The 16,826-nt window shown below is 51.1% G+C and carries 17 protein-coding genes; 15 read left to right on the forward strand and 2 right to left on the reverse strand.

The genetic code is table 11. The features are described from left to right. The first annotated feature begins 73 nt into the window (after nt 1–73). From Q4544_RS13405 to Q4544_RS13420, 4 genes are all read left to right on the forward strand, one after another. Nucleotides 74–1,906, forward strand: coding sequence for a hypothetical protein (locus Q4544_RS13405; RefSeq protein WP_303507056.1), 1,833 nt, complete (start codon nt 74–76; stop codon nt 1,904–1,906). A gap of 150 nt (nt 1,907–2,056) precedes the next feature. Then, nucleotides 2,057–3,358, forward strand: a complete 1,302-nt coding sequence (locus Q4544_RS13410) for a flagellar hook protein FlgE (RefSeq protein WP_303507057.1) — start codon at nt 2,057–2,059, stop codon at nt 3,356–3,358. A 26-nt stretch (nt 3,359–3,384) separates the two neighbouring features. Next, complete coding sequence (gene flgK / locus Q4544_RS13415) at nt 3,385–4,803, forward strand: flagellar hook-associated protein FlgK (RefSeq protein WP_303507059.1); 1,419 nt, start codon at nt 3,385–3,387, stop codon at nt 4,801–4,803. Nucleotides 4,804–4,815: 12 nt separating this feature from the next. Beyond that, a complete protein-coding gene (locus Q4544_RS13420; protein ID WP_303507061.1) occupies nt 4,816–5,901 on the forward strand; it encodes a flagellin in 1,086 nt (361 codons plus the stop codon). A 14-nt stretch (nt 5,902–5,915) separates the two neighbouring features. Here Q4544_RS13420 and Q4544_RS13425 read toward each other — a convergent pair whose 3' ends face one another. After that, entirely contained in the window at nt 5,916–6,659 is a 744-nt protein-coding gene (locus tag Q4544_RS13425; RefSeq protein WP_303507063.1) for a response regulator transcription factor, read from the reverse strand. 262 nt (nt 6,660–6,921) lie between these two features. Between Q4544_RS13425 and Q4544_RS13430 the strand changes: the two genes are divergently transcribed. From Q4544_RS13430 to Q4544_RS13450, 5 genes are all read left to right on the forward strand, one after another. Next, nucleotides 6,922–8,001, forward strand: coding sequence for a flagellar basal body P-ring protein FlgI (locus Q4544_RS13430; RefSeq protein ID WP_407063048.1), 1,080 nt, complete (start codon nt 6,922–6,924; stop codon nt 7,999–8,001). After that, nucleotides 8,001–8,294: a hypothetical protein gene (locus Q4544_RS13435; protein ID WP_303507065.1), complete on the forward strand. Its 294-nt coding sequence runs from the start codon at nt 8,001–8,003 to the stop codon at nt 8,292–8,294. Before Q4544_RS13430 ends, Q4544_RS13435 begins: the two co-directional genes overlap by 1 nt. Before the next feature lie 21 nt (nt 8,295–8,315). Continuing rightward, nucleotides 8,316–8,795: a flagellar biosynthesis protein FlgI gene (locus tag Q4544_RS13440; RefSeq protein ID WP_303507066.1), complete on the forward strand. Its 480-nt coding sequence runs from the start codon at nt 8,316–8,318 to the stop codon at nt 8,793–8,795. Nucleotides 8,796–8,925: 130 nt separating this feature from the next. Then, entirely contained in the window at nt 8,926–9,750 is an 825-nt protein-coding gene (locus tag Q4544_RS13445) for a flagellin (protein ID WP_303507067.1), read from the forward strand. A 384-nt stretch (nt 9,751–10,134) separates the two neighbouring features. Further along, nucleotides 10,135–10,959, forward strand: a complete 825-nt coding sequence (locus Q4544_RS13450; RefSeq protein WP_303507068.1) for a flagellin — start codon at nt 10,135–10,137, stop codon at nt 10,957–10,959. Nucleotides 10,960–11,065: 106 nt separating this feature from the next. On the opposite strand, the gene Q4544_RS13455 is transcribed toward Q4544_RS13450, so the two are convergent. Continuing rightward, complete coding sequence (locus Q4544_RS13455; RefSeq protein ID WP_303507070.1) at nt 11,066–12,427, reverse strand: FliI/YscN family ATPase; 1,362 nt, start codon at nt 12,425–12,427, stop codon at nt 11,066–11,068. A 67-nt stretch (nt 12,428–12,494) separates the two neighbouring features. Between Q4544_RS13455 and Q4544_RS13460 the strand changes: the two genes are divergently transcribed. The 6 genes from Q4544_RS13460 (at nt 12,495) to flhA (ending at nt 16,824) form a co-directional block, all read left to right on the forward strand. Beyond that, nucleotides 12,495–12,842 carry a flagellar basal body protein gene (locus Q4544_RS13460; RefSeq protein ID WP_303507072.1) on the forward strand — a complete coding sequence of 116 codons (348 nt, stop codon included), beginning with the start codon at nt 12,495–12,497 and terminating at the stop codon, nt 12,840–12,842. A 15-nt stretch (nt 12,843–12,857) separates the two neighbouring features. Further along, nucleotides 12,858–13,268, forward strand: coding sequence for a flagellar basal body rod protein FlgC (gene flgC, locus Q4544_RS13465; RefSeq protein WP_303507074.1), 411 nt, complete (start codon nt 12,858–12,860; stop codon nt 13,266–13,268). A 9-nt stretch (nt 13,269–13,277) separates the two neighbouring features. Then, nucleotides 13,278–13,598, forward strand: a complete 321-nt coding sequence (locus Q4544_RS13470; protein ID WP_303507075.1) for a flagellar hook-basal body complex protein FliE — start codon at nt 13,278–13,280, stop codon at nt 13,596–13,598. A gap of 36 nt (nt 13,599–13,634) precedes the next feature. After that, nucleotides 13,635–13,904, forward strand: coding sequence for a flagellar biosynthesis protein FliQ (gene fliQ / locus Q4544_RS13475; protein WP_303507077.1), 270 nt, complete (start codon nt 13,635–13,637; stop codon nt 13,902–13,904). Nucleotides 13,905–14,055: 151 nt separating this feature from the next. Next, nucleotides 14,056–14,721 (forward strand): lytic transglycosylase domain-containing protein, encoded by a 666-nt coding sequence (locus tag Q4544_RS13480; RefSeq protein WP_303507079.1) that lies wholly within the window; start codon nt 14,056–14,058, stop codon nt 14,719–14,721. 6 nt (nt 14,722–14,727) lie between these two features. Continuing rightward, the gene (gene flhA, locus Q4544_RS13485; protein ID WP_303507082.1) at nt 14,728–16,824 is read left to right on the forward strand and encodes a flagellar biosynthesis protein FlhA; all 2,097 of its coding nucleotides are present in this window, start codon (nt 14,728–14,730) and stop codon (nt 16,822–16,824) included. Nucleotides 16,825–16,826 lie beyond the last annotated feature (2 nt).

Raw genomic sequence — 16,826 nt, forward strand, 5'->3', positions numbered from 1 at the left:
TTGTTGAACTATCCATCAATATAAAGATTAAAACAAGGTTTAATTGTGACTTACCAAGGATAGTTTTGGCCACATGAATAGAGTTGCGTTCGCGATTGTTCTATCACTGACCGGCCCTGTGTCTGGGACTGCGCTGTTCGCTGCCTCTTCTGCTGAAGAGGCAGCGCCAGAGGCGCCGGTTGTCGCGACACCTAAACCAGAGCAGATTCTCGCGCCGCGCACAGGTGTGCGTCAGCTGTTTGATCTAGATCTGCGTCGATGGCCTGAGGAACGTTTTTACGAGAACTTAACGGCACACATTGATGCGCTTTCACAGTCGCATGGTATCGAAAGTGTATCGGTGTTGATGGACACAGCAGAGCTCTATCTTGGTCAAATGATGGTCTATGAGGCTGGATCCGTTCTTGACAGTATCGAGGCGGTAGGTCCCGACCAAGAACGCCGGTTAAGTGCGTTATTACATGCGCGTAGCTTACTAGAAGGCGCTGCCGTTGAAGACTTCGACAATTCGCCATTGGCTGAACCGGGCCGGGCGGATCGGGCATTTTGGGCTGCGCTTCAAGCGATTGCTTCCGCGGATGCGCAAATGCTCACCGTTAATCTGGAGCTAGGCTTGCTGGGGTTGATGCACCAAACACGGCCTGTTGCACGCACTATCTTACCTGTTTTAACCGAAGCGATGATCGAAACTGGCGAGCATCAGATGGCAGCGCAGGCATTGCGCCTGATGGAGGATTTCCCCGATATTTCAGAAAGCTCGACAGGCGCATATTTGCGTGGTCGAGCGCAAGAGGTTCAGGGAAACGAGTCGTCAGCCCTTGCTGCCTATTTCACAGCGTCTAAAGGATGGGATCGTTATGCGGCCCGATCCCGCCTTGCGCTAGCGAAGATGGCGTTAGAAGATGGCGGGCGCGGCGCAATTTTAGCGGCTAAAGATGTTTTGGAGTTCGGCGCGGATTCTTGGAAAGGCGACTATTTAGAGGTCGCAACTTTGCAGGCTTTAGCTAAAGTTTATCAGGCCAATCGTGACAGCATTGAAGCGCTAAAAATTCACGGCCGTGTCATGTTGCGCTTTCCGGGTAGCGAGGCGGCTGCGGCGGCCGAGGCGCAGGCTTCCGTTGATCTGGAGGCCGTATATAACAGTGGCGCTTCGGGTGAGATTGCATTGTCTCAGTGGCTTTCGACGCATTACAGGCTAGTGCCAGCCTTTCGTTATTACGAACAGTTTCCGGAATTTGTAGAGCGAATGGGCGACTTTCTGTTGAAGGAAGGCGGGACGACACTGGCGACCCAAGAATATCAACGGGCGTTGGATTTGCGAAGGGATTTGTCCATTCACTATCCTGGTAAGCGAGATGAAGAGCGCGAGTTCCTTTTGCGGTACAAGTTGGCGCAAGCGTTCGAGGCGGGTGGGCAATTGATGGCGGCTAAAGATGTCTTAATGTCGTTGAGCGTGCCAGAAGAACAGATGAAACGGGACAAGGTTAATTTGTTGCGAGCTGACATTCTTGCGCAGCTCGGTGACCACGATGGATTGCTGCGGACGCATGTCAAAATGCCAACCGCGAATAACTTACGGAATGTGGCGCGTGCGCTATGGGACAAGCAAGATTGGTCAGAGGCGGTGATCTTTTTTGATAGGTTGTGGTCCGAGCATCCGGGTAATTTTAACGTTGACGATGCAACCTATCTATTAATTGCAGCACATCGCTCTGGGGATACTGAAACAGCAGAACGGGTTGTTGATGCCTTTCCGGGGCTGACAGAGTCCGAAGGCTGGCAGCGTGTGGCTGAAAGTATTCTTGCGACACCTGCCGAGGTATTCCCACTAACGCGAGGCGCGGCAGACAAAAGGATGAATAGTTTGCAGCGATCCTTGGAGAATTTATCAAATTCTGGGCTATAATTCCGGCAATTTAGCTAGTGAGTATGGTCCTCAAGGATAAATTTGTCTGTATTTGTAGGGTTTTGGCTATTCTTTAACTCTCCTTAAAGGATCGTCGTGTAATTCTTTTAGTAAGACCAACAAAACAAAAAAAGAACTGAGGCTACCGTTATGTCGATTTCCAGCGCATTGCAGACCGGGGTCAGTGGACTCAAGGCAAACTCCCAGGCAGTTGGGGGAATTTCAGAAAACATCGCAAACGCGAACACAGTAGGCTATCGCCGCGGGTTCGCGCAAATGGTTACAACAACGGCGTCTGGGGGCAACGGCTCTGGCGTGTTGTCTGTGGAAGCTCGCGAAACATTGGACATCAACCGATCAGGTGGTTTGATCTCTACAAACTCTTCAACAGATATGGCCGTTAGTGGGAATGGTTTCTTTGTGGTTTCCGTAAATCCGAATGAAACTGTGCAGACAAATTACCATCTAACGCGCGCTGGGGCCTTTTTGCCCGATGCTGATGGTAACCTGAAAAATGCGGCAGGCTTCTTCCTATCGGGTTTTCCTTATGATGCGAATGGATCGATCGGCAACGTTGATCGTAGCTCCTTTGGTTCCATGGAAACAGTTAACGTTGGTAACGTTAGCCTTTCCGCCGCCCAAACGACAACTATGTCGGTTGTGGGTAACTTGCCGTCACAAGATACCGGCCTAGCGACGCCGGGTGCGCCGTTTCAAACCTCATCTGAAATGTTCACGGGCTTGGGTGAGACCCAGCGCCTAGACTTTAGTTGGCAGCCCACGTCCAACGCCAATGAGTGGACCGTTACATTAAACGACCACACGGGCACGGCGCTTGGATCCGTTACCGTGGAATTCAATGACTCCGGTTCACTTGCTGGTTCACCAGCAACGTATTCTGGTGCAACATCCGTTGCTGTTGCTCCATCGGCGTTTGCTTTTGATGCAGCAACCGGACAGGCAACAATCACCATAAATAACGGCACAACTCCGCAAACCATTACGGTTGATCTGGGTGAACCTGGTTCTTTTAACGGTGTAACCCAGTTTGCTGGTGACTTCTCTCAATCCTTTGAGCGTGATGGTTCCAGTGTTGGCGAGTTAATCCGGACAGAAATTGATGAAGCAGGTACGCTGTTTGGGGTTTTTGACAACGGCATTCGGCGTCCATTGTATGAAATCCCGGTTGCGGTTGTAGACAACCCAAATGGTTTGCTTGAAGAAAAGGGCAACGCGTATAGCTTGTCTGGTGAAACTGGTGCCTTCTTTGCGCTGCAGGCAAACAGCGGTTCTACCGGGGCAATCAATTCGAATGCACTAGAAGGTTCGAATGTTGATATTGCAGAAGAAATGACCGATTTGATCCGAGTCCAACGAGCCTTTTCAACCAACGCAAAAGTCATCACCACCGTTGATGAAATGATGGATGAGACAACCCGTCTGAAGCGATAAGCGGGAATGACTAACGGACGTTCCAAATGAGCCTTTCAGGTGCCCTTTATACCGCCGCAGCGGGATTGAACGCGAACCAGAGCTTGTCTCGGGTGACAGCGGGCAACGTGGCCAATTCCATGACCGAAGGCTACGCGCGCAGGAATGCGGTGTTGGTCAGTTCATCATTGGGCACGGGTGGCGTTTATGTCGCCGAGGTGCGCCGCGAGGTGGATTCGGCTCTAATTCGCATGTCGCGCAACGAAAATGCCAAAATGGCCGAACAACAGGCTGTTCATGAGGGCCTGCGCGATTACACATTGTTCTTAGGTCAGCCCGGCGATGGGACGTCTCCTGCAGAAAAATTTGCAGGGTTTAACAGCTCAATGACAACATTGGTGAATATGCCATCCTCGACTGCGGCGCAGCAGGGGGTGATCTATGCCGCCGAGGACATGGCGACCTCTATTCGCGATGCAAGTGACAGGCTGGCGGGCATCCGTGCCGATGTTGATATGGAGATCCGATACGAAGTTTCTGATCTAAATGATCTTTTGTATACGTTGCGCGATTACAACCTTCGAATGCGCGACTTTGAGCCGGGAAGTTTTGAGGCGGCAGCATATCAGGACCAAGTTGATCAGGCCTTGGATAAAGTCTCTGGCATCGTTGATATTCGCGTGACCAATACCTCAGATGGTTGGGTTAACGTCTTTACCACTGGTGGTGCTGCACTATTGGAGGGGGACCGCGTTCAAGATGTCACCTATAATGCAGGTGACGGAACTCTTTTCGCCGGGACGCAGGAAATCACTGCGCATGATCCGTCTGTACGCGGTATCGAACATGGGAGTTTGGCTGGGTTTTCTAGTCTAAAGCGTGACATTATTCCCGAGTTCCAATTGCAGCTGGATGAATATGCACGCGGCATCATCGAAGCCTTTGAAGGTGCAGATGCATCATTGACAGCTGGTCAGGCTGGCCTCTTTACGGACAATGGATTTGCTTATGATGCCGCTAATCTTGAGGGCTTGGCCTCGCGCTTGCGGGTGAATGAGGCTGTGCATGCTGGCTCTGGCGGGTCTGCTTGGTTGGTGCGTGATGGTCTTGGTGCAACGGCTCCTGGTGCGGCGTCTAGCGTTGTGCAAATTCAGGCGTTTATTGACTCGTTGAATGAACCAATGGGTGCGGCTGCCGGGACCGGTATCAATAGTAACGTCACGCTCGCTGACTACGGTGCAGAGGTCGTGACCGCACAGGGCACTGCCACCTCTCGCGCAGAAAAGAACTTTAATGCGGCGCGTTCTGCAGCTGAAGTTATCCAAGCGTCACGACAGAATGTCGAAGGCGTGAATATTGACGAAGAAATGCAAAACTTAATGATGATCGAGCAGAGTTTCGCGGCGAATTCTAAGATGCTAACTGCGGTCGCCGAAATGCTCGATACATTATTAGCAGCGGTATAGGGAGGGTCTTATATGACCTGGCTAGCGACAAGAATGTCGACCTATCAGATGAACTATTTCCTGCGCAGCGGTGTGTCTGAGGCCTCGCTTGAATTGCAACGTGCGGGGCAGGAGTTATCGACTGGGCGTCGTGCAGATATTTTCGGTGATCTGGGGCCGCGGGCCGGTGTCGCGATCACGATGCGCGCACGCGAAGAAAGCACGCAATCCTATCTGTGGTCCAATAATGTTCTGGAAAACAAGCTAGAGGCGACTTTGGCTTCTGTGGAAACGATCAGAGATTCCGTTCAAGACGTGCTTGAAACAGTTATCCTGAACAAGTCCAAGCCGACGACAAGTGCTGACGCAATGCAGTCACAAGCACGCGCCGCTTTAGAGACTGTTCTTGCAACGTTGAATGTAAACTATAACGGTGAACATCTTTTTGCAGGGATAGCGAGCGATAGCCCTCCGATGAACCGATGGGACGCTGTAAATGCAACCACGGGTTTGTCTCCAGAAGGGGTTATGAATGCAATCGTCGGTACAGGTCCGACCGATCAAGCCACTGCCCTTAGTATGATTGCCGAGTTGGATTTGGCGTTTAGCTCGCAGCATACTGGTAACCCCAACTACAATTTTGAATCGACATTCTACCAGGGGACACCTGAATTAGATGGTCTCGGCCAACCTAGCGAGCGTATTTCTGGTCGCTTGGATGTGGGGCAAGTGCTGCCTTATGGCGTTCAGGGGAATGACGAAGGCATTCGTGATATCATCAAGGGGTTGGCGATGGTTGTGTCTGTTGACCTATCAACCATGACCGATGAAGACGCGTATGGTGCTTGGATGGATGAGGCGACAAGTGCTCTTGCTAATGGTGTCCAGAGCACATTGGATGATGCAGCGCAGATAGGTTTTAACCAACAGGTTGTGGAAAAGGCCAAAACCCGACTAGAGGCCCTTTCGGTAATCCAGCGTACTCAGATTGCGACCTACGAAAACATAGACCCTTATGAGGTCGCAACAAAAATGTCGGCCCTCGAAACGCAACTCCAGGCGAGTTATAGCGTTTCAGGCCGACTTTCTGGTCTCTCAATACTGAATTGGTTGAGGTAACTGGTTAGGGCGCGCTAGGCGCGCGCCTCAACCGGTGCGATTTGAGCAAGGTTTTCAAGTGGAACGTCAATTGTTTCGGGCGTGCTCAGTTTATAGCCGCGGCCATGAATAGTCTCGATGTACTGCGCGCCACTTTCGGCTGCGGCAGCAATCTTTTTACGTAGTTTGCAGATGTAGACATCAATCACTTTGTCAAAAGGCTGATCCGCGCTCATTCCATAGACCGCATCATAGATGGCGTTCTTTGAAATCACCTTGTTCGAATTCAAAGCAAGGTGCTGAAAGATCGAATGCTCACGCTTGCTGAGCTTGATCCGTGCGCCAGAAACCAATGGATCGCGACCATCAAAATACGCCGTGACTTCACCCACGATCACGCTCTCGGACGCGTGGCCATGAGAGCGGCGAACGATTGAATTTATGCGCGCAAAGACTTCGGAGCCTTTGATTGGACTAACGATAACGTCATCCGCACCCCGATCAAGAGCGGCTGCCGTATCGGCTGAGTTTCGAAAATCTCGCAATACAATCAACGGATTGTCACATCCAGAGGTGCGGATGGCGCGGATTTGTTTGTGTGTGTTGGGCGACTCTCCAATTAGGATCGCTCGATGTTCACATCCGGGCTGCGTCAATGGCGCAAGCCCAGTTTCAAAAAATTCCTCGCCGACAAAAAGTGGCTGTAAGCCGACATTTTCTAACTCTGACGCGAGGGATGCCCGACGCTTTTCACGTGGTTCAAAAACATAGGTACGCATGGCGACCGCAGCTCCACTTTATTTATGTTATTCATTATCGCTAGCAAGGATAAAAAATCTATTCAACAATAAAAGGAAAAATAACCAAGATTAATTTTTAATTAAAGCAAGGTTAAAGAAAGATAATTCAAGTTTAAGTGCGGGTTAATATAGACGAGACAAGAATAAATTGTTAATCTTTGGGTGGGCATAGAGGAAAGATCCTATGGAGCAGTACCAAAAATTTCCCAAACGCCTGTACGCAGGGTTAGGGCGCATTCTAATGGTGGTTGGAATGCTCTCCTTCGCCGTGTCTGCGGCAGCAGAGGTGCGGATCAAGGATATTGCGAGCTTTGAAGGTGTGCGCGAGAACCATCTGATCGGTTATGGGCTTGTTGTTGGCTTAAGTGGAACGGGCGATAAGCTGTCTAATAGCCCGTTTACCCGTGAATCCATGCGCGGGATGCTGGAACGCTTGGGTGTTGCCAACATTGATGCGAACCTGCTGAAAACCAAAAACACTGCGGCCGTCATGGTAACGTCCAAATTACCACCGTTTGCACGCCGAGGAGCGCCAATTGATGTCACTGTTTCTTCGTTAGGTGATGCATCCAGTTTGCGCGGGGGTACGCTTTTGGTGACCCCGTTGTCTGGTGCGGATGGCGAAGTTTATGCAGTTGCTCAAGGGGCCATTGCCGTTTCAGGTTTCAGGGCCGAAGGCAACGCAGCAACGATTACCGAGGGAGTGCCAACAATGGCACGCATCGACAATGGCGCCATTGTCGAGCGCGAAGTTGGCTTTAGTTTGAGCGAGCTTAATAGTTTTCGGATAGCCTTGCGGACCCCCGACTTTACGACAGCCACGCGTATGCGTGATGTGGTCAATATGGAACTGGGTGCGCAATACGCTAACGTCTTGGATCCTGGCACTGTGGAAGTACAGGTCGAAAATAAGGCGAATGTTGCAGAGTTTGTTTCTGTTATTGAAAACCTAACCGTTACTCCCGACTCCGTCGCACGTGTTGTTGTAGATGAGAAATCAGGTACAATTGTAATTGGGTCAAACGTGCGGATTGGCCAAGTTGCCATCAGCCAGGGTGGCCTAACAGTCAAAGTGCGTGAACGGTTTAATGTTAGTCAGCCGGAGCCTATTTCGATTGGCGGAACAACTGTTGTCATCCCGGACACCGAATTGGATGTCGAAGAGAAAGATAGCAAGTTCACGATCCTAGAAGGCGATGTCAGTCTGCAGGATTTGGTCGACGGCCTGAATGCGATTGGGGTTGGCGCGCGGCAAACCATTTCAATATTGCAGGCTATTAAGTCCTCTGGTGCACTGCATGCGGACTTGGAGATTATCTAATGGTTGAAATTACCGGAATGTCCACGCTGTCGCAGGCCAAAGTGCATCAGCAGTCGCAAGCATTAAGTGAAAAAGAACTGGAATCTGCAAAAGAATTCGAAGCAGTGTTCCTAGCCCAATTCGTTGATGAGATGATGAAGACTGTTGATGTTGGTGTGTCCACAGGCGGCAAAGATGGTGAGATGTGGCGTTCTTTCATGTCAGATGCATTGTCCCAGGGTTTGGTTGATCGGGGCGGCTTGGGTTTGGCTGCGAATATTGGTCAGGTGATTTCAGCTTATAAGCGGCCTTAAGAGTCTGAAGGAGGCTTAACAATGATTGCAGCGCGTCAATTCAGACTAGGTGAACGTCAGAAAAAAGGCGGAGTAGGTGAGCCTACCGAGCGAGACATTCAAAACATCGACGATTTCACTGGCAAAATTTCTGAAGCGATTGATTTGCTGCGAAAGGAAATCAACGCAATAAATGAGGGCAACTTAAATATTGTCAGTGACCTATTTGAGGATAAATCGAATATCCTAAAATGGTTAGAGTTGAAGATGCCTTTGGTTGAGCCATTTATTCGCAAAGATGCTGCGTTGGCACGCAAGCTTCCGGACCGGTTGGATGAATTTAAATCCGCTGTTGAAGAAAATTCATCGCTTTTATCGAGAATGGCCACCGCAGCAGGAACCGTTGCTCGTGAAATCGAAAAGGCTACACAAAGGCATAGTTTAAACGGGCTTTATGGAAAATCCGGGCAAAAGATTTCTGATCCAAATGCTCCGAAAATGACAATTGATCGGGAGTTTTAGGATTTGGCCACAAAAATGCCAAATTCGTAAACCGCGCTTTAATCGTGATTCCTATATTGTCAGTATTGGTAATAAACCAAGTTCAGTCAGAAGACTGATTTTATAACCCGAGATATGAGGAGAACATTAAATGTCGTCCATTCTCACAAACCACTCCGCAATGAACGCCCTTCAGACCTTGAACATGGTCAACAAGGGTTTGAACCAAACACAAGACCGCGTTTCCACGGGCTTGCAAATTAGCTCTGGTAAAGACAACGCCGCTTACTTCGCGATTTCTGAAACGATGAAGGGCGACAGCGGCATGCTGAAGGCCATTAACGAAGGTCTCACATCCACCAAGAACTCAGTTTCAACTGCACGCTTGGGTGCTGAAACGGTGAAGGACCTGGCTAACCAATTCTCAGAACGTGTTGCTTTTGCGCAAGGTGGCGGTATTGATCTAACAGAAGTCCAAGCAGAATTGGACGGTTTCGTTGATCGTATCGACGCCGCAATTACTCAAGCCACATTTAATGGTGAAAACCTCGTCGAAGGTACGGCCACTCAGACAGCTGTAACTGGTATTACGCGTTCAGCGACTGCTTCGGATTTTGAAGTGACAACCGTTTCGTTTGACGAAGTTGATCTTCGTGCAATTCATGCTGCTCTTGATGCGATTGATATTTCTGGCGGTGTTACCACCACTGACTTACAAACATCTGAAACACAGTTAGGTAATGCGATTTCCGCAGCAACGTCTTTGGGCGTCACTGAGAAAACTCTCGAAGGGCAGCAAGAATTCTTGAGCGCGCTAACGGACACACTGGACACCGGTGTTTCTGCGATGGTCGATGCAGATATGGAAGAAGAAGCGGCGCGTTTGCAAGCGTATCAGGTTCAGCAGCAGTTGGCGACACAATCGCTATCTATTGCGAACCAAGCGCCGCAGAACATCATGTCGCTATTCCGTTAATCGGTTAAGGGGTTGGTTCTTTACAGGGCTTTCCGAAACGATTGATTCTCTTAAATTCTCCATTTTTGGAGATAAGCCGGCTGCCGAAAGGTGGCCGGTTTTTTGCTTTCTTGTATTTTTGCATCGCTTTTTTGGCGATGTTTGACGGGTAATATGGCGTGATTTAGGCGCCTAGTGCTCATTTAAGTTTTTGAAATTAAATGGCTAAATCTAGAAATTTATCAGTTACACCGCAGCTGCCATATTCTGGTCATATTTGCCATTAAATGAACAATTTGCGTAAACTGGGCTTTAACCTCGAGGCCTGTACCTTAACTGCAGGTTAACAAAACCGACTTCAGTCAGAAGATTGAACAAAACTCGAGAAAATGAGGAGAGCATTAAATGTCGTCCATTCTCACAAATAGTTCTGCAATGAACGCCCTTCAGACCCTTCAAAACGTGAACAAGGGTCTTAACGAAACTCAAAGCCGTGTGTCTACAGGTCTGCAAGTCAGCTCTGGTAAAGACAATGCCGCCTTCTTCGCAATTTCTGAAACGATGAAGGGTGACAGCGGCATGCTGAGCGCCATCAATGAGGGCCTCACATCTACTAAAAACTCTGTCTCCACGGCGCGTCTAGGTGCTGAGACAGTTAAAGATTTGGCGTCTGATTTCTCTGAGCGCGTTGCATTCGCACAGGGTAGCGGTGTTGATCTAGCTGATGTTCAGTCCGAGTTGGATTCACTGGTGTCTCAAATCGGTGCCGCGATTTCACAATCGACGTTTAATGGCGATGATCTGGTGTCTGGCGCTGCGGCAACGCAAACTGTCGTGTCTGGTGTAACTCGTTCAGGTGGTACATTTGCAGCAACGACAATTTCCTTCGACTCTGTTGATTTGGGTGCAATTGAAACCGCCCTTGGTGCAATTGACCTGACAACTTCTACCGATCTCGCAGCAGACCTAGCGTCTGCAGAAGGCCAACTAGGCGCAGCGATTTCGGCGGCCACATCTATGGGTGTTGCTGAGAAAACGCTTGAAGGTCAGCAGGAATTTCTAGGTGCACTTACAGATACGCTAGACCAAGGTGTATCTGCGATGGTTGACGCGGATATGGAAGAAGAAGCAGCACGGCTGCAAGCGCTTCAGGTTCAGCAGCAGTTGGCAACACAGTCATTGTCTATCGCGAACCAAGCGCCGCAGAATATTCTGTCGCTGTTCCGATAATGACTTAGCGCGAAAGCTCCTTCAAAGGCTTTCCGTAACGATTGATCTAAGTAAATTCTCCTTTGATGGAGTTTGGTCGGCTGCCTTGTGGTGGCCGACTAATTGGTTAACTGGCTACACCAAGGTCAATGGGAACATCTATTCCTGCTTCTAATAGCATCCGAAATAATTCCGCAAAGCTTTGATCTGATGGCAGTTTTTCGGACTTTCTTTGTGCAAGGAAGGTATCTGCCACCTTGTGAAACTGGGCCGCCGCGTCAATTTCAGGATCGGTTCCGGGCTTGTAGGCACCAACGCGGATCAGATCTTCCATATCTGCGAACTTTGCCAGTGATTTCCGTGCTTCATGCATGATTTTGTATTCTTCATCTGAATGACACGCGGGCAGCATGCGTGAGATCGAGCGTTGAATATTGATTGCCGGATAGCGATTTTTCTCGGCAATGTTGCGATCCAAAACCAGATGGCCGTCTACGATGCCGCGGATTGCATCGGCTATCGGTTCGTTCATGTCGTCTCCATCCACGAGGACGGTGTAAATTGCGGTGATGTCGCCTTCGCCCTCTCGTCCCGGACCTGCGCGCTCGAGTAAGTGGGGGAGTTCCGAGAAAACCGTTGGCGGGTATCCTTTGGTGGTTGGTGGCTCGCCACTGGACAAGCCAATTTCACGCTGAGCCATGGCGAAACGGGTCACACTGTCGAGTAGTAGTAATACCTGTCGACCTGTTGAGCGGAAATGTTCAGCAACAGTAGTTGCAGTTAGGGCTGCTTGCTTGCGCAACAAGGGGGCTTCATCACCTGTAGCAACGACCACGACAGACCTGGCCATGCCTTCTGGGCCGAGGTCTTCCTGTATGAATTCCTGAACCTCGCGACCACGTTCGCCAACTAATCCGATGACAATAACGTCGGCATTTGTGTTGCGAGCAAGCATAGCCATGAGAGTAGATTTACCAACGCCGGATCCTGCGAAAACGCCCATGCGCTGGCCTTGGCAGAGGGGTGTGAAAACATCTATGCATTTGATTTGCGTCTGTAATTTCTGACCGACACGTCGACGGCCAAATGCCGGTGGGGGGCCGTTGCGCCCTGTTGAGCGATTGCGACCTCGCTTAAAGTTCGGGGCTAGAGACAGTGGTTTTCCTAGGCCATCAACGACTGTTCCGATCCAGCTGTCGTCTGGGCAAATCCCCTGTTCGTGCTGTATCAATTCTACGGGGTCACCGACGGCCACTCCGTCCCAAGTGCCAAATGGTAGCAGTCGTAAGCCGTCATGGTTTGCGCCTACGACTTCTGCCAAAATGGGGCCGCGTGACCCGTTAACCATGCAGCGCTGTCCGATGCCTACAGCACGTTGCAGCCCGGCTACGGTAAGTGACATGCCGACAATGGATTGAACCCGCCCGCAGATGGATGTGCATTCCAGCGAGGCGATCTTGTTTTTCAACTCCAAAAAAATCTTGGACACAAGAATAAATCCTCTGTTAATCTTTGCTATACTTGCTATAATCCATAATAAGCAGCAGGAGTCCATGATGAATTTGGATGCACCCAATCTATTTGAACTTGCGTCACACCGTCTAAAATGGCTCTCGGACCGGCAAAAAGTTGTGTCCGAGAATATCGCGAACGCGGACACGGCGGGGTATCGGGCGCGGGAGGTTGAGGGGTTTGATGAATATTTGAGAATTGCGGATGGGGTTGGAGAATCCCCGGATGTTGCGATTTTTGAAGCTGAGACCGTTTGGGGCGAAGATCTTTCGGGGAACAACGTTTCGCTCGAAGAACAATTGCTTCAAGCCACTGAAACTGCAGGGCAATATCGTGTTGCCGCCAACCTTTACCGCAAGGCGCACGATATGATCCGTGCAGTCAGCGGTTAATAAACGGAGGGACACATGGATTCATTAACCTCTATCGCCGCAATCGCCTCGAGTGGTTTACGGGCACAGGGCGAGCGGATGCGCGTCGTGTCAGAGAACGTCGCGAATGCTGGCTCTACAGCGAATGAACCCGGTGGCGAACCGTATCGTAGAAAGCTTATTTCTTTCAGCGAGTTGCTGGACGATGGGACGGGTAATTCCAAAGTCGAAGTCGCGGACATTTCCCGCGATATGTCGGATTTCACAGTGCGGTATGAGCCACATCATCCGGCCGCGGATGAGGCCGGTTTCGTTAAGCTACCGAACGTGAACCCTTTGATTGAGATGAGCAATATGCGGGAAGCATCCCGGTCCTATGAGGCCAATATGTCGATGCTCGAAAATGCGCGATCCATGCGTAACCGTTTGATAGATTTGATGGAATAGGGCTGAATTATGAGTGACTTCTCTTCGATCCGCCCAAATGCGATTGTTCAGGGCGCCTATGGCAAGGCGCAAAACCTTAACGATGCGACCTCTACCCAAGACTCTGAAAAGAAACAAAATTTCGGAGACATGCTGCGCGATGCTGCCGCACAATCGGTGCATAACGTGCGCCAAGGCGACGAAGTTGCGACGCAAGGGTTAACGGGGCGGGCGGGCATCCAACAAGTGGTCGAAGCGACCATGACCATGGAAAGCACTGTGCGGGTTTCCGTTGCCGTGCGCGACAAAATTGTTGAGGCATATCAAGAAATTATGCGGATGCCGATCTAAGGATCGCAGCTGTAATTCCCAGGAAGGAACACGGGGTTGGACACCGCAAGCGCATATGACATTTTGCGGCTGACGATTGATACAATCCTCATCGCCTGCGCGCCGGTTTTGGCCGTCGCATTAGGCGTAGGCCTAATTATTTCGTTTATTCAGGCACTTACGCAAATTCAAGAAATGACGCTGACCTTTGTTCCAAAGATCATCGCGATTTTTGGCGTCTTGGCGTTAACACTTCCATTCATCTTCGGCACATTAACCCGTTTGTCGGATCGGGTATTTGATCTGATCGTCAGCGGGGGCATCTGATATGGCCGGTTCGTTACCTAAACGAATCGTACGTTTCGTACGTTTCACGGCTCGAATTGTACAATTCAGTTTTTTGCTTTTGGGTGCGGGAATCGCGCAGGCTGACCTATTTTCCGGCTTTTACACCAGCAAGGCTCCCCAAAATCAATCCTTGGCCGTTCCAGTCCAAACCGAAACAACAGGTGCAAGGTGTATTGCGGCTATTCTTGGTGCGCAGCAGCGCTATGGCATTCCTGACAATTTGCTGTTGTCGATTGGTATTCAGGAAGCGGGCCGCAAAGGTCCAGCGGGTTTGGCTGTGTGGCCATGGACGGTTAACGCAAATGGTGAAGGCGCATTTTTCAAAACACGCCAAGAGGCGCAGGATTGGGTGCGGGAAAAGCAGGGGCAGGGGATCAACAGCATTGACGTTGGCTGTATGCAGGTCAATTTGCGCTGGCACGGCGATCAGTTCCCGCATCAAGACGCCGCGTTTGATCCTATGTTGAATGCCGATTATGCGGCGCGGTTTTTGCTGAGCCTGAAAAAACAAACAGGCAGCTGGCAAAAAGCGGCGGGGCGCTACCATTCGGCAACTGAGAAATATCAGAAACGCTATTTGGCTAGCTTGGCCCGAAACCAAGGCGTGGTCGCGCGTGACTTTGCGCGCCTAAGCGCGCTTGCCGGCCAAGTTGGTGCGGTACAAGTGGTTCAAGCCGTCGTGCCAGAAGTGAAAGCACCACCCGTTTTCTGGGGTGGAGAAGCTGGTTCTAACTATTCAATTTATTCCAACGCTCCGCTGCAACCGATCTTGCCGCAATATCGCGAGGCGTTCTGAGGTATTATGGCCGTAAGTGATACAGATACCCCAAAAGCCGGCGGCAATATTGCCGGTCTGATGGCAAACCGCGACGTCGCCTTTGCGCTTGGCGTTGTGATGATTTTGGGCATGTTGTTTGTGCCGCTGCCCCCGATCCTGTTGGATTTCGGATTGGCGGCGAGCCTGTCTTTGTCTGTCTTGATCTTGATGGTGGCCTTGTGGATTCCACGGGCGCTGGATTTTAACTCTTTCCCGACGCTGTTGCTGGTTGTGACCATGTTACGGCTGTCGTTGAACGTATCGTCAACGCGGCTGATCCTTAGCGAAGGGCACAACGGAACGGCGGCGGCTGGTAAGGTTATCGAAGGGTTTTCGCGGTTCATCGTTGGTGGTGATTTTGTCATCGGGATCGTGATCTTCTCGATCCTCGTGATCATCAACTTTATCGTTATTACCAAGGGTTCGACCCGAATTGCCGAAGTCGCGGCACGGTTTAGCTTGGACGCGATGCCGGGTAAGCAGATGGCGATTGATGCCGACCTTGGCGCGGGCATGATTGACGAGCACCAAGCGCGGGCGCGGCGGACGGAGCTTGAGGAAGAGAGCTCTTTCTTCGGTGCGATGGACGGTGCGTCGAAGTTTGTGCGCGGGGACGCGGTTGCCGGCCTGATCATTACGTTGATCAACGTGGTGGGCGGTATTTTGATTGGCGTCACCAGCCGCGGCTTGTCGATTGGCGAGGCGGCGAATAACTACACGGTTCTGACCATTGGTGATGGTCTGGTGTCGCAAATCCCAGCGCTGATCGTTTCGTTAGCGGCTGGTTTGTTGGTGACAAAGAGCGGCACCAAGGGTGCAGCGAACGAAGCGGTTCTGAAGCAATTGGGCAACTTCCCACGGGCTTTGTACATGGCGTCGGCGTTGTGCTTTGCGGTTGGGTTTATGCCGGGGTTTCCGTTCCTTGTGTTTGCGGGATTGGCCGGCGCCATGGGGGCGTTGGGCTATTTCATGCAGGGCCAATTGGCGGAGCAGGAAAAAGACCGTGTTTCTGAAGAGGCGGACAAGGCAAAGGCGGGCGAAACGCCGGTTGATCCAATTCAGGAAATGCTGAAGCTGGATGATCTGCGTTTGGATTTGGGGGCGGCGTTGGTGCCGCTAATCACCTCGGCCGATGCGGCACTGCCTGGGAAGGTGAAGAGCCTGCGCAGTCTGTTCATCAAGGATTTTGGCTATGTGATCCCGCCTGTGCGGATCAAGGATGACACAACGCTGCCGGCGATGACCTATGCGATTTCCTTGCATGGTGTTGAAACGGCGCGCGGTGAATTGCGGCCGGGGGCGATGATGATCATTGAGCCGAATGGTGCGGATGTGGATATTCCGGGTGAACGCACGCGGGAGCCGACGTTTGGATTGAACGCGATTTGGGTGGATCAGAGCCGTGCTTCGGAAGCGGAAGCGCGGGGGATGACGGTGGTTGATCCTGAGAGCGTGGTGACGACGCATCTGACGGAAGTGATCAAAGAACACATGCCGGAGCTGCTGACCTATGCGTCAACGCAGGAGTTGGTTGAGGGGCAGACGAAGGAATATCAGAAGCTGCTGAGCGATATTTCCAACAACGCGCCGATGGTGTTGATGCAGCATGTGTTGCAGGCGTTGTTGTCAGAGCGGGTGTCTATTCGGAACTTGCCGAAGATTATTGAGGCGGTTGCCGAGGCGTCTGGGACAACGAAGAACGTGAAGATCATCGTTGAACATGTGCGGGCGCAGTTGAGTAAGCAGATTTGCCAAGCGCTTGTGGATGAGAACGGGTATGTGCCAGTTGTGACGCTGGGACAGACTTGGGAAATGGAAATGCAGAACGCAATTTCGCGGAACGGTGAAGAGGTGAACTTTATTATGTCGCCGCAGCGGGTGCAGGATTTTGTGCTGGCGGTGCGTAAAGAGATTCAGCAGTTCGCGGCGAGTGATCAATGGCCGGCTTTATTGGTGGCGCCGGATACGCGGCCCTATGTGCGGTCGATCCTAGAGCGGGTTAGCCCGATGACGCAGGTGATTTCGCATAACGAAGTGCATCGTAAGGCCTCGTTGAAGACCGTGGCGACGATTGGTCCATAAGC

The organism is Cognatishimia sp. 1_MG-2023, assembly GCF_030548175.1.
Classification (GTDB): domain Bacteria; phylum Pseudomonadota; class Alphaproteobacteria; order Rhodobacterales; family Rhodobacteraceae; genus Cognatishimia.

Bases quoted from the DNA above. Each gene is read 5' to 3' on its own strand.
- Q4544_RS13470 (WP_303507075.1), top strand. From the start codon at position 13,278: ATGAGTGACTTCTCTTCGATCCGCCCAAATGCGATTGTTCAGGGCGCC.
- Q4544_RS13425 (WP_303507063.1), bottom strand. From the start codon at position 6,659: ATGCGTACCTATGTTTTTGAACCACGTGAAAAGCGTCGGGCATCCCTC.
- Q4544_RS13420 (WP_303507061.1), top strand. From the start codon at position 4,816: ATGACCTGGCTAGCGACAAGAATGTCGACCTATCAGATGAACTATTTC.
- Q4544_RS13430 (WP_407063048.1), top strand. From the start codon at position 6,922: ATGGTGGTTGGAATGCTCTCCTTCGCCGTGTCTGCGGCAGCAGAGGTG.
- flgC (WP_303507074.1), top strand. From the start codon at position 12,858: ATGGATTCATTAACCTCTATCGCCGCAATCGCCTCGAGTGGTTTACGG.
- flgK (WP_303507059.1), top strand. From the start codon at position 3,385: ATGAGCCTTTCAGGTGCCCTTTATACCGCCGCAGCGGGATTGAACGCG.
- flhA (WP_303507082.1), top strand. From the start codon at position 14,728: ATGGCCGTAAGTGATACAGATACCCCAAAAGCCGGCGGCAATATTGCC.
- Q4544_RS13440 (WP_303507066.1), top strand. From the start codon at position 8,316: ATGATTGCAGCGCGTCAATTCAGACTAGGTGAACGTCAGAAAAAAGGC.
- Q4544_RS13405 (WP_303507056.1), top strand. From the start codon at position 74: ATGAATAGAGTTGCGTTCGCGATTGTTCTATCACTGACCGGCCCTGTG.
- Q4544_RS13450 (WP_303507068.1), top strand. From the start codon at position 10,135: ATGTCGTCCATTCTCACAAATAGTTCTGCAATGAACGCCCTTCAGACC.
- Q4544_RS13460 (WP_303507072.1), top strand. From the start codon at position 12,495: ATGAATTTGGATGCACCCAATCTATTTGAACTTGCGTCACACCGTCTA.
- Q4544_RS13435 (WP_303507065.1), top strand. From the start codon at position 8,001: ATGGTTGAAATTACCGGAATGTCCACGCTGTCGCAGGCCAAAGTGCAT.
- Q4544_RS13410 (WP_303507057.1), top strand. From the start codon at position 2,057: ATGTCGATTTCCAGCGCATTGCAGACCGGGGTCAGTGGACTCAAGGCA.
- Q4544_RS13445 (WP_303507067.1), top strand. From the start codon at position 8,926: ATGTCGTCCATTCTCACAAACCACTCCGCAATGAACGCCCTTCAGACC.